This is a genomic window from Bradyrhizobium barranii subsp. apii (genome assembly GCF_011516635.5).
GTDB lineage: Bacteria > Pseudomonadota > Alphaproteobacteria > Rhizobiales > Xanthobacteraceae > Bradyrhizobium > Bradyrhizobium barranii.
Window position 1 is genome coordinate 9,720,847 of record NZ_CP096255.1, and the last position, 12,519, is coordinate 9,733,365.

8 protein-coding genes and 3 pseudogenes are annotated in these 12,519 nt (G+C 58.7%); 4 read left to right on the forward strand and 7 right to left on the reverse strand.

The genetic code is table 11. The annotated features are described in order from the left end of the window. Positions 1-49: 49 nt before the first annotated feature. The gene (locus tag HAP41_RS46245) at positions 50-889 is read right to left on the reverse strand and encodes a helix-turn-helix transcriptional regulator (protein WP_166068898.1); all 840 of its coding nucleotides are present in this window, start codon (positions 887-889) and stop codon (positions 50-52) included. Positions 890-985: 96 nt separating this feature from the next. Further along, complete coding sequence (locus HAP41_RS46250) at positions 986-1,561, reverse strand: methylated-DNA--[protein]-cysteine S-methyltransferase (protein WP_166068831.1); 576 nt, start codon at positions 1,559-1,561, stop codon at positions 986-988. Positions 1,562-1,961: 400 nt separating this feature from the next. On the opposite strand from HAP41_RS46250, the gene HAP41_RS46255 reads away from it, so the two are divergent. Continuing rightward, complete coding sequence (locus HAP41_RS46255) at positions 1,962-3,023, forward strand: integrase arm-type DNA-binding domain-containing protein (protein WP_248577160.1); 1,062 nt, start codon at positions 1,962-1,964, stop codon at positions 3,021-3,023. 94 nt (positions 3,024-3,117) lie between these two features. On the opposite strand, the gene HAP41_RS46260 is transcribed toward HAP41_RS46255, so the two are convergent. The 4 genes and pseudogenes from HAP41_RS46260 to HAP41_RS46275 all read right to left on the reverse strand — a co-directional run. Beyond that, entirely contained in the window at positions 3,118-3,813 is a 696-nt protein-coding gene (locus HAP41_RS46260; RefSeq protein ID WP_166068742.1) for a hypothetical protein, read from the reverse strand. A gap of 17 nt (positions 3,814-3,830) precedes the next feature. After that, positions 3,831-5,891 (reverse strand): hypothetical protein, encoded by a 2,061-nt coding sequence (locus HAP41_RS46265; RefSeq protein ID WP_166068731.1) that lies wholly within the window; start codon positions 5,889-5,891, stop codon positions 3,831-3,833. A 278-nt stretch (positions 5,892-6,169) separates the two neighbouring features. Then, the gene (locus HAP41_RS46270) at positions 6,170-7,444 is read right to left on the reverse strand and encodes an IS256 family transposase (protein WP_166064748.1); all 1,275 of its coding nucleotides are present in this window, start codon (positions 7,442-7,444) and stop codon (positions 6,170-6,172) included. 1,103 nt (positions 7,445-8,547) lie between these two features. Beyond that, positions 8,548-8,742 (reverse strand): annotated as a pseudogene (locus HAP41_RS46275) (IS3 family transposase); the annotation flags it as partial. A gap of 103 nt (positions 8,743-8,845) precedes the next feature. Between HAP41_RS46275 and HAP41_RS46280 the strand changes: the two are divergent. From HAP41_RS46280 to HAP41_RS46290, 3 genes and pseudogenes are all read left to right on the forward strand, one after another. Then, positions 8,846-9,874, forward strand: a pseudogene (locus tag HAP41_RS46280) (IS110 family RNA-guided transposase); the annotation flags it as partial. 433 nt (positions 9,875-10,307) lie between these two features. After that, positions 10,308-11,143, forward strand: a pseudogene (locus tag HAP41_RS46285) (IS5 family transposase). Between the two features lie 37 nt (positions 11,144-11,180). Further along, positions 11,181-12,059 carry a glycosyltransferase gene (locus HAP41_RS46290; protein ID WP_166068679.1) on the forward strand — a complete coding sequence of 293 codons (879 nt, stop codon included), beginning with the start codon at positions 11,181-11,183 and terminating at the stop codon, positions 12,057-12,059. Here the strand turns inward: HAP41_RS46290 and HAP41_RS46295 are convergent. Beyond that, positions 12,056-12,361 (reverse strand): hypothetical protein, encoded by a 306-nt coding sequence (locus tag HAP41_RS46295; RefSeq protein ID WP_166068671.1) that lies wholly within the window; start codon positions 12,359-12,361, stop codon positions 12,056-12,058. The genes HAP41_RS46290 and HAP41_RS46295 overlap by 4 nt on opposite strands. Positions 12,362-12,519: the final 158 nt, after the last annotated feature.

Genomic DNA, 12,519 nt, shown 5'->3' on the forward strand with positions numbered 1-12,519 from the left:
CTCCATTGCAAAGCGCGCCGCAACTGGCGCGCGCCGGAGACGACCCTATTCAGTTGAGGGTCGCGCGCTCTTGGAGAATCTTGCGCTCGCCCTTCGACGCCTGCCGGAACTTCGTCGGCGACACGCCGGCGGCGCGATGGAAGGTGCGGACGAAATTGGAGAGATCGCCGAAGCCGACGTCATAGGCGATGTCGGTGACCGCGATGTCATCATCTGTCAGCAGCCGCGCCGCATGGCGTAGCCGCGAGCGCACCAGATATTGATGCGGGGTGACGCCGAGCACGGCCGAAAACAGCCGCAGGAAATGGAACGGGCTGAGGCCCGTCTGCCGCGCCGCCTGTTCGAGGTCGACCTCGTCATGCGAGTTGGCGTCGATCCACAGCGCGGCTTCGACTGCGCGGCGGCGGTCGCGTGCGGTGGGCGTGGCCGGCTTGCGCGCCTTGCCCGAGACGACATCGATGAAGCGGCCGGCCAGAATTTGACCGACCTCGTCGAGACCGAGGTCGCTGTTGCCATCTGCCGCCGTCTGGGCGAGCTCGCCCAGCACCATCAGCTCGGGCAGCGGCGGTGTCGCGCCGACCTGCCAGATCTCGCGCCGTCCCCCGAGGGCATCGACCAGGTCCTCGCTGAAGAAGAAGCCCAGGCAGACGTCGCCGCTGACGTGCTCATGCGTGCAGATGTATTCCTCGCGTGGAGCGCCGACCAGCATCGAGCCCGCCACCAGCTCGAAGAAGCCGGCGCGGCACTGGCAGCCGAAGCTGCCGGAGCGGACATAGGCAATGGAATGCCCGGTGCGGCACTCCGCGAACGGCTTGTCGTCCGGTCCCGCATCGCAGCGAAACTCCGAGACCGTCATCGATTGCGTGGTCAGCAGCGTGGTCGCATCCATGCCACCTATCTAGGCATGGTCCGGACAAGTGTGTAGCGGTTGTCCGACAAGATCATGCCAAAAAAAACAAAGCTAAGGTGCGATTGCGATCGCGCCTTAGCTGGGCCTCGTTGGCGCAACGGGCAGCAGCACCTCGAACAGCGTCTTGCTCGCGACCGGATGGGCGCCCTCGAGCGCCAGCAGCCGCCGCTTGGAGATCACCCCGCCGTAAGGCGAGAGTCGGTCGGCGTAATTGTCGGCCTCCAGCACCCGGTGACAGGGCACGATCAGCATGTAGGGATTTTTGGCGATCGCCTGCGCCACCGAATGCGCGGCGCCGGAGGCGCCCAGCGCCTTGGCGATCTCGTGATAGGTGCGGGTCTCCCCGCGCGGAATGGCGCAGGCGGCTTCATAAACGCGCCGATGGAAGCCGGGGACGCCGCCGGCGTCCAGGCTGACCTCGGAAAAATCAGGGTCGCCGCCCTGCAGCAAGCCTGCGATGCCCTCGATCGCAAGCTCGGCATTCAGCGGAGGCTGCTGCTCGCGCGCCTCGGGATGGACCGCGAAAATCCGGCGGCGGGTATCGATCTCCCGCGCCTCCGGCAATTGCACGGCGACCACGCCGGTGCTGCTCCAGACGATGCCGCAGCGCCCTATGGCCGTGTTGAATATCGTGTAGCCACGCCCCAGCATGCACACGCCCCACTCAGTGCACGTCTCTCCCCAGACGCGCGATCATAACACCGCCACAATCCGGCGCACCTGGAATCTTGCCAGGACGTTAACAACCGTCCGGCCGGCCGCGCCAAAGCGCTTGGCGAGCGGCGCCGTCTCGGCTAATCAGGGTTGGCGTGAGACGCGCATTCGCGGGCGTAGTTCAATGGTAGAACGGCAGCTTCCCAATCTTTTGTGAAGCCTCTCCACCGTTCCACATAGTGTCCGGAAACCCCGTGTTTTGCAGTGGTTTCTGCGACTCGACCGTCATATACTTCGGCATGGTTATCCGCCTCAATCCACGTGAAAGGCGTGCCAAATCGTGCCAATTCTTGGACTCACAGATCTCTCTGTCCAGTCACTGAAGCCCGGTTTGTACATGGACCGGAAGACGCCGGCTTTTGGATTGCGTGTCGGCAAACGTCGAAAGACCTGGATCGTCCTTAAGGAGCCCAACCGCACCAAAATCCGGTTGGGTCACTATCCGGATCTGAAGCTCGCAGAAGCGCGCCGCCGCGCCTTTGTTGCGTTGGGCACGCCTGTCGGCGAGAAGGAAATCAGCATCGAGTTCGAGCAAGCGAAGCTCGCCTTCGTTGAGGAGAACTACAAAGGCAAAGCCGAGCGCACCAAATCTGAGACGCTTCGTCTCCTTAACCGCTTGAACTTCAGATGCACGCTCGCTGACCTCGACGATGCAGCGATTGAACGTGAGCTCGGAAAGCTCGGTGATGTGCCCAGTGAGCAGCTTCACGCATTCCGCGCACTCCGGACAATGCTCCGGTGGTGCACGAAACCTCCGCACCGTTACATCAAGCGCAGTCCGCTTGAAGGTTATCCGGCTCCGGGGAAAGATAAGAAACGCAGCCGTATTTTGAATGACGCCGAGCTCAGAAATATTTGGCAAGCATGCGAGGGCTTCTTCGGGGATATGATCCGGCTCATCATCTTGTGGGGATGCCGGAATGGCGAAATAGGACGGTTACAACGCGCCTGGCGAGAGGGGCGTGTGATCACCATTCCAGGTGAATTCACGAAGAACGGACGCGCGCACGCAATTCCGATCCTACCCATGGCGCGCGCGATTATGGATCGTCAAGATATGCTCGGTGACAATTGGCGAGACAAGAACACCGATTACTACTTCCCTGGTCACATAAAGGGCACCCACTTTAATGATGGCTCGTGGGGCAAACTCAAGAGGGAGCTGGATAAGCAATCGGGAGTGACCGGATGGCAAGTGCGAGATCTTCGCCGCACTTTCCGCTCTAGCCTAGCCCGCTTGGGAATCTCGCGTGAGATCGCTGAGATCATGCTCAACCACGTGACCGGTGGAGGCAAAACCGATCTCGACGAGATTTACGACAGGTATGACTATCTACCCGAGAAGCGCACTGCGCTGCAGAAGCTCGAAGCTCACCTTAAAAAGGTAGTGGGTAGGTAGCCTGACCAGCTGCCGCCGACCACAATTGCAGGGCACACCGGGAAATGAACGGTCAAGTCACGTGTTCTGACGCGCGGAAATCTGAGTTTCATACCTAACCCGCAGGGCGCCGCTCCTCAAAATTCTCCTTCCCCTGTTCTGGGGGATCCGGAAAGAGGAACGTCAGAACGCGCATGGCGGGGTGTCCTGTGAGCTGTGTGATCAATTCTCGACGTTTGTCGTAGAGCAGTTTAAGCGGATCGGGTATATCGGCTGCAGGCGGTCGCTCCCATATCTCATTCCAAAAGCCGAGAACCTCAGTGCAAAAAACGCTCATGCATACTTCTGAAAGCAGATACTCGCGCTCGTAGTTCCGCTCTCGTTCCGGTGATGCGCCGAGACCATAACGTCCGACCCGCTGCCGAACGAAGGCTTCGATCGTTTGCGACAATAGCTCGTCACTCAGTATCGCATCTTGCAGGCGGCGCGCGAAATCCGAATACTGTGTGGCATCTGCGATTTCATCCCAGCAGACGATCGTCCCGCGCGCTCCCGCTTTGGATGACATCCGGCGGATGAGGGCCAGGATCTGCCTAGCCTCATTCTTTGCCTTCTTGATTGCCGACGAGAGCGTCCAGTAACGGCCAGTCATCAAGCGATCCAGAACGAGAAGGCGATCCGCGACCACTATCAGGTGATCATGGTCCCGCAGCGCGTACTTGTCAAAAAGCGCCCCGATCCCGGCTGATGTACGGTACTTTGTGTGCGGGTACAGGCACACCGGGATGAAGTATCGGGCTTCGGAGGACATCCGTCGCATCCTCTCAATCAGTGGGGCGCAACACTGGTGGTTGCTTCTGCTGGGGACGTTCGCGGCGCTGGCGGTTCGGTCTTTGGCGGTGTTTCACCGGGAGGGGGCTGTTTAGTGCTAGCATCGGCGCTCGTTCGCACGTTGAGCTGGACAACGAAGTCGGGCGTGCCGGAGAAGCGCTCCGCGTAGCCTTCGTATATAAGTGAATCACCGAAAGCGGAGATTAGGCCGAAACAACCAGCCTTTGCGCAATCATCAACTTCCCTGTCCCATTTTACGGCTGTGCCTTCAGGGAATTGCTGCCACCGTCCCTGGCATAGGACCGCCGAACTCTTGAGACCACCACGGTGCGGGGGGCGCAGACATGCTGTACCATCTTTATTGAGGAACATACAAAATTGACGACCCTGCCGAGTCGAGCCTTCAATGTACTTTCCCGCGAATGAGCGCGCCCCGTCCGTGTATAGCTCGGACATCTGCACGACGACGCACAGCACTACCGTAACTAGCCCAATCTGAGCCGCGATAAACAAGCTCATGTAGATGGTCGCTGCGCCGTGGTCATGAACGTTTCGGTAGGCAATGCTACTCGTCAGGTATCCTGCAAACATCATGACGAGGCTGCCTACCGCGGCGCGAGCGACGAGCCTGCCATATGAGGGCTGTTCAGTGCCAAATCGGCTGTCGCTCAGCGAGATCGCAATGGCTGCGATGACGATTGCAAGAGGAGCCCACGGCAACGTTTGACCAACAACCTCGACGAGCACATCCCCGATATCATCAACTTTCTTGATTTTGAACAGGGGCCCGCCGAGTAGGCCGATGATGACCAGTGCGACATATCCGAGGGCACCACCGAGAAGAATTGATTTCGCGTAAACCGGGATAGGCCGTTTTCGTTCTAGGTCATTGATGTCGAACCACTCGCGCCGGCCAACATGAACGCTGCGAATAACGAGTGCTCCAAAAATTGCGAAGAAGTAAAAAGCTGCCGTTGTCCAAGACCAGTAAAACTGCCAAAACAAGCCAGTTGGCACCCGGAATGCATCGATTAACTTCGGATCATTTTTCAAGACCTGCTCTATGAAGACCTGCGTCGCCCATACAGCGAATACCGACAGAATTAGGAGCGCAACGACTGAGAGCCACCCGAGCGCCGCGATATTGCCTTCATCACGCTTTTGCGGCTTGATCGCAAAACCAAGCCGGCTGATGGCATCCAAGCTCTCCGCGTCATTCGTTACACTGGATCGAATGCCACAAGCCACGAAAGTGTATAGCCGGTCGCGCAGATTCTTAACTTCCCGGAATACTGCGGGGTCGGGAACGACGTCAGGTGAGGAGTTTGTACGCAAAAGTTCAGCAAAGTACTTACGCACCGGCGGGGCGAGCGCAATGTGCCTGTCGCAAACACTGTCAAGTTCGTCCTTGTAGGTCTCGTAGAAGAGCGGATCAATTCCAGTGTTCGTTTGGTTATTTTCCGATAATGCGGAGAGCACGCATCCAATGCTGTACCAAATATGTAGGAGGTCATCCTCGAAGATGAGCTTACTCAAGAGGGCCGGCTGTGGAGCGCCCTTGCCAATCTGCATGTTAAGTTTACGTGTCTGACAAGCGACCGCGCCGGGACTGCAATTGAACGAGGAGCCACGCAGTTGCGCTACGGTTCTGCGGATCGACTCAGGTATACGCGCAACCGAATGAAGAATGCCGCGGATCCGGCGTTCTCCTTCATTGAGCCGTGGGATCGTTTGGAACGCCACCATTATCAAAGCAATACCGAGCGGAAGCGTCGTTTCGCTAGGCTTTGGTACGTTATCCGGAAGCAGTGCGTAGAAGAGTTCCGGCGCCGCTGAAAAGACAACAAAGACAATGAGGATCGCGCATTCATAGCCGAGCTTGGCGCGCGCGTAGCGCCGACGCGAGGTCGAAAACCTAGGCTTGTAACGGGTGAAATATTCTGCAGTGCCATTGTAGCTCGGCTCGTCGAAGCGCGACCAGCAGCACACGCCAACGATGATTGCGCCAAAGCCTAACGCTTCTAGCCAGTGCAAATTGTTCCAAATCCAGCTAAACATGGCGGCCCTCTCCTATCGAACGTGGAGCGATCCGCGACAGCCCACGTATCGCTACCGGCAAGGCTCGATCGTGTATGGTGCTACTGCAATGGTAGCATGCGAGCCCGGAATGCATCTGTGAACTGCATTACACTGTGTGGCCCTTTCGTCGAGTTCGGGCGCGGCATGTTCCGAGAAGCGGGTGAATCGAGCAAAATCTCGAGAATTTTTGGCTGCAATATCGGGGGATGTCCCGATCGCTGTTGAACTACGTCGGGTCGACGTTGCCGGAATGAATATTACGCAGCCCTCGTGACGTGGGCAACGGACTTGATTGTCATGCGATCGTGGTGAGCTTGAAGGGCCGCACGCAGAACCGACAATTGCTTATGCGCCTTCAATCGTCGGAAGCCCTTGTTGGCCTCGATCATACCGGCCGCGACCCATCGCAAGGCCATACCGGCATCCCGCCAGCGTTTAACGTTGCGCGTGACGCGGCGAATGGTGCCCATCATGTTCTCGGCGATATTGGTACAGGCGAGCGATCGGCGAAGCTCCTTCGGCAACTTCAACCGGACGACAGTCAGGATTTCGTCGAGGCCTTCGAGGATACTGGCCGCAACGCCGGGCCATTGCTGGTCGAGTCGACGCGCGAGATTGCGGATCAATTTTTCAGCCTTGTCGGCGTCATCGAGCTCCCAGGCCTGGCGCAGCACCCGGCGGGTGGCCGCATGATGCTCTTTCGGCAGGCGTTCCATGATGTTGCGCGCCTTGTGGATCTGGCAGCGCTGGATCGCAGCGGCCGAACCGAAGGTGCGGCGGATCGCCTTCGACAACGCCTTCGCGCCGTCGGCGATGAACAGTCTTGGCACCGTCGGGTCGAGCCCGCGCGAGACCAGGTTGTCCAGCAGGGCCTGAACCGTTGCTGCATTCTCGGTCGCCCCTTCCACCAGCGCCAGCGGATGCTTGTTGCCTTCGCCGTCAACCCCGATCGCGGCCACCAGCACGAGATCGTCGTCGAGATGCAGCCCGTCGATTTGGACCACCAGAAGGTCGAGCGCGGACAGATCGGCAGCCATGAAGTCGGCCAGCCGCGCCGCCGACAGAGCCACGAACCTCCGCGAGGCCGCCGACTTCGAAATCCCCGATCCGGGCGGTGCCGGCACGTCACCCTCGGGCAGCCGGACGGCGCGGCCGAACCGGCGCGTCGACACATTGATCAGCATCAGGTTCATCGCCCAGCGACCGAGCCAGTCCTCCTGCGCCGCCGTTTCCCAGCTCGGGATCGTGACCTCGCGGCCGTCCATGCCCCGGACCCGCGGGCGATCGACCTCGATCTTGCCGCCGTGGAAACCGATCCGCCCCCGCGTTCGGCCCCAACGGTGCGCCCGCCGCGCCGCATCACGACCGTGGCGCGGCCCGCAGGCCGCTGTCACATCCGCCTCCATCATCGTGCCGAGCGCCTCGATTCCTGCCGCAAGGCAGAACCGATCGAAGCTCGCTCGCACTTCCGCAAATGATTTCTCCACAGCCCCGGTCGCCGGCCAACCAGCCGGTGTGATATCTCTCGTCATGGCGTTGCTCTCCTTTGTGGAATCAGCACCCCGAGCCTACCGGCTCAAGGTGGGCAACGCCGACCTCTTCAGAAATTCAACAGAACCCGGGACATCCCCCAATATCGGGGCGTTCGGACTTAGCCTTACGTCCCAATCTTGGGCGCGCCTACTGTTTCGGAGTCAGTCCAGGCAACGATGCAGGGCTGGTACCTTTTGGCGAGCCTTGCATCGCACTTGTGGCGATAACCCCCGCCTCTTCGCGCGCCTTCTAAGCTGCTATGGATGCCTGCGCCGGTGCTCGCGTTAGCGCGGCGACCAATTCCTTGACGTCCGGGTCCCCCAATCCGGTGACGCGGAATAACCGGCAGTTGCTTTAAACTCGCCATTGCTGCCAGCCGTAATGTCCCGGAAGCACCCAATGCCGTTGAGCGGGTAAATCAACGGGTTCAAGTAAGAGAGCGGAGGCAATCCGGCCTTTTGGCGCGCCTCATTGATGAGAGCGCAGAAGCCGGCCCAAACGGGCGCGGCCCAACTTGTTCCGCCAATTCCGGTGGGCTGTCCATGCAGGACCAAAAATGCCCCTTCATTTGGATCAGCGGCGGCACTCACATCAGGGACCGACCGTTTGCTCCCGGTCGGTACGCCTTCGCCTTTCTGCCAGGCAGGGCGGCTGAAGAAGATGCTGTCGCCGCCTCCACTGCCCGGCCAATACGTCCTCGTGCGCAACGGTCCCGTCCCCTCGCGTAAGCCCTAAGCTTTTGCCGCCGACCGCGACAACTGCCGCATCGGAAGCTGCACATTCCGCCTGAGCCGGGCCGTTGGCGGTCTGCCCGTCGCTGTTCGGATTGGATCCGGCGTCACCCGCTGGATACGAAAACATTTACGCCCATTGCCGCGAGCCTGAGGAATTTCTGATGCTGTGTTGCCACCTCGCCATTTGGTGCCCATGAAGGTTTCTGCAAGCCCCAGGCTAATCGACAATTGTCTCAGGCTCGGATCGCTCGATGCGTCTGCAATGATCCGATCGAGCGCTCGATCGAGCGCCACAAACTGAAGTGAACCGGTCGCGTAGATTATCGCCCCAGGGGCGATCCCGCTGGTCCAGGAGACATCCAGAAGGGTCGATAGCCAAAGCGGCGGCGCTCCTGGGCGATCGCCCTCACGCGCTGGCGAAAGCCGGCATCGTCCGCCCGGGTTGTCTGGTATCTCATCGTCATGCGGCAGCAGCCGATGGCTTTACACGCCCGCCGTTCGCTCATCCCGTGGGCATCCACGAGATGCGCGACAGCTTTCCGCTTCCCCGCGGGCGTCACCACTAGACTGTATGTCCCCTCCACAAAATGAGGCGACTCACCCTCGATGTTGCAACGAGGGTTTCCCGGATGGACCGGGTAGAGCCTCAAACAAGGAGGGCGAGTCGTGGAGCATCATACCGAGGCCTTTGTCGGAATCGATACGTCAAAATTGCGTAATGCAGTGGCAATTGCCGATAGCGGCCGTGGCGGCGAGGTCCGGTATCTCGGGGAGTTTCCTGCCACGGAGGCGGCGATCCAAAAGCTCGTGGCAAAGCTTGCAACGAAATACCGTCATCTGACGTTTTGCTATGAAGCAGGGCCGACAGGATATGGTCTCTATAGGCTGCTCAAGAGCCTTAGCCACGAGTGCCTGGTGGTAGCTCCCTCGCTGATTCCGAAGAAGGCCGGTGATCGCGTGAAGACGAACCGACGCGATGCAGTAAGCCTCGCCAAGCTGTTACGCGCGGGCGAACTCACCGCGGTGTGGGTGCCGGACGAGCGGCATGAAGCCATGCGCGATCTCTCGCGCGCCCGTCAGGCAGTGAAGAAGGACCTCCAGGGCAAGCGCCAACAGATCTCGTCATTGATGCTGCGGCTGGGACGCATCTATCCGGGCAAGACGACGTGGGGACCAGCCCATATGAGATGGCTGATATCGCAGAAGCTCGAGCATCGCGAGCAGCGCATCGCATTCGAAGAGTTACTTGAGGGGATACGCCAGGAAAGTGAGCGGATGGAGCGTTTGGAAGGTGCCATCCGCGAGGTGGTACCCGAGTGGTCGCTCGCCGAGGTTGTCGCGGCCCTGCAGGCGATGCGGGGGATTGATCTCATTGCGGCTGTTGGGGTGCTGGCCGAGATCGGTGATCTCTCCCGCTTTCAAAATCCGCGCGAGCTGATGGGCTATCTGGGTCTGGTACCCACAGAAAACTCGACCGGCGACAAGGTCAAGCGAGGCGGCATCACCAAAGCCGGTAATGGGCGGGCGCGACGTATTCTTGTGGAGGCGGCCTGGAGCTATCGATATCCGCCGCGCGTGAGCCGAGACAAGCAGCCAAAGGTGGAGGCCGCACCGAGACGCGCGCGCGAGATTGCGTGGAAAGCGCAAACCAGATTGTGCGGGCGCTTCCGCTCACTCGAGCGGAAGGGCAAGCGGCGATCACGAGAGACACGCACAAGACTATTTCGTCTATGACTTGTCGCTCTTCCACGGACTGACATTGTTGAGGAACGACGTACGCCAACGGCAATATCCGAATGTCACAGACACACCAACATTAGTCGTTTCTCACAATCCGGATCATTTAGCTGATGCGCGGTTTATCTCAACCTGGAGCCTGAGTCGCGACGTTCCAATCGTTATTCATTTGCATTGTCAGTTTAACTACTTTCCGAAACGGTGTCCGATCGGCGTCCCCTCCTTTTCGAACAGGGAAAATATAGAACATTGCATCCAGTGCGCGCATACAGTGATAGTCCCGGCTAGTTTCATGGTCGACGATCTAAGTGTCTGTTCCAAAACATGTTGAGTCGAATGAATCGGTTGTGATTCAAGGTGAGCGGCCTGATTCGATGGGGACGCGCCGCCAATGTGGACTACCGAGAACCGTGCACGCTACGACCGCAGCCGCCTGCGCTATCCGAGCGACTTGACCGACGAGGAGTGGGCGCTGATCGCGCCTCGCATCCCGCCGGCCAAGCGCGGCGGCAACAAGCGTACGGTGGACCTGCGCGAGATTGCCAACGGGCTGATGTACATCCTGAGCACAGGTTGCCAGTGGCGCGCGATCCCCAAGGACCTGCCGCCGCGCTCGACGCTGTATGGCTACTTCGATCTGTGGAGCTGGAACGGCACGCTCGATAAAATTCATCACGCCCTCTATGTCGAATGTCGCGAAAGGGCCGAGCGCGAGGCTTCTCCCACCGCCGCCATCATCGATAGCCAGAGCGTGAAAAGCGCTGAAAAAGGGGGCCTCATGATCTCCATGGCTACGACGCGGGCAAGAAGATCAAGGGCAAGAAGCGGCACATTCTCGTCGACACGCAAGGCCTCTTGATGCACGCCATCGTGCATGCGGCGGACATCCAGGATCGCGACGGCGGCGTGCTCCTGATGGCAACGTTGTTCGGCCTCTATCCCTTTCTTCTGAAGCTCTACGCCGACGGCGGATATCAAGGGCCACATTTCCAGAAGGGGCTGCGTAGCGCTCTGAAGCGCGTGAACCTCGAAATCGTCAAACGCTCCGATCAGGCTCACCGTTTCGTCGTCTTGCCCAAACGCTGGATCGTCGAGCGTACCTTTGCCTGGCTCGGGCGATGCCGAAGACTGTCCAAAGATTGGGAATGCTTCAATCACAGGGCGCTCGCCTTTCTCAAGCTGGCCTCCATCCGACTCATGCTGCGAAAGCTATGCAATCCAAGGTAATCTTTCCGGACAGACTCTAAGATTTCATATTCCAAATTTGAGAAACGACATCAGATTTGAGGTCGTATCAAACGGCGCCCGGAAGTCACTGTATTACCCGTCGACTCTGGCTCAACGGAGGAAGTTTCGAGCGGACGTCGACAAAATTACGAACCTTCCGGAACAAGGGCAGATTCTAGCGGAAAAGAAGCTCATCGGTTTTGTCGGCCGTGTGGAGAACAGCAAAGGCTTGCAGCTGCTGCATGAGCTGTCAACTTTGAACTCAAAGGGAGACGGTCTGGGTGACGCCAGCTTGTTCGTGCAGTTTCGCTTTCAGCCCGCGTCGAGGGAATATGAGGCCTGTCAGAATCGCGCCAGACAGTTGCGAGAGACGAATAAGGATTTTGTTTGGATTTATGCCGATCAAGCGCCACGTGGGGCCAACCGGCCGATGCGCCATTTTGACGTTTTGCTTTTGCCGTCGTTGAGCGAAGTGCAGCCAATGGTCGTATTAGAAGCTTTGTCATCTGGAGTGCCCGTAGTTGCGACACGTTCGACAAAGTTTTTCGACGAGCTACGAAAGCTGGGCTTCGATTCGACCGAAGTCAAAGTGGTGGATCTTCCAGCGAGCTTGCGCGATGGCTCTGCTGGAATTGCAGATATTGCTTCGGGTGATGCTATCAAGATAGGCCGGGAGCTTAAGGACGCCATCGAAGCTATTCCGCGGTACACAGATGCTCAGAGAGTAGCACTTTCAAAGAAAGCGGAGCTCGCGGGCTTTTCGGATGCGACGATGTACAAGCGCTACTTACGTCTTTACGATGACACGATTGATGACTTTGGCAAGCGTCATCCAGAAGCATCTGTGATGTCTCGCGTGACAGTGCCGACAGAATTGGATGGAGACGCTGAGCGCAAGAGAAAAACCCGGAATTAGGTCCCGGGTTTTGAAACTGATGCCTCTGCGGAAGCATGAGTTACCACGCGTTTGGCAGACTGACGTAGAAAAAAAGCGGCGAGCTCAGCAACCCTCAGCGCTAGCGACTCCGCCTGAAGTTCGAACTCCAAATGGGGCTCGTGTTTAAGAACTAGCTTGCGCACCTCTTCCAAGGCAACACGGTCGAGCTTCTCCCAGACGTCTTTCATTTCCCTGCCGGTGAAGCGCTTAGAGAGATTAGGATCGAACTCACTTTCTGCGAGATTGGATCTTGGTAAATGAACGATATTTCCTGAGCCCATGCTTGCCTCCTGCCAGCAGAGACCGCCCGAAACATTCAGGGAGCCTTCAGCGGGCAGGAAAGCATAGCCTCCGTTAAGAGAACCTAAATCACTGTAATATAAGCATAATTTACTTTCAACTGCCCGGCCCCCAACAGTTGGCGCGCATTCGATGTGGA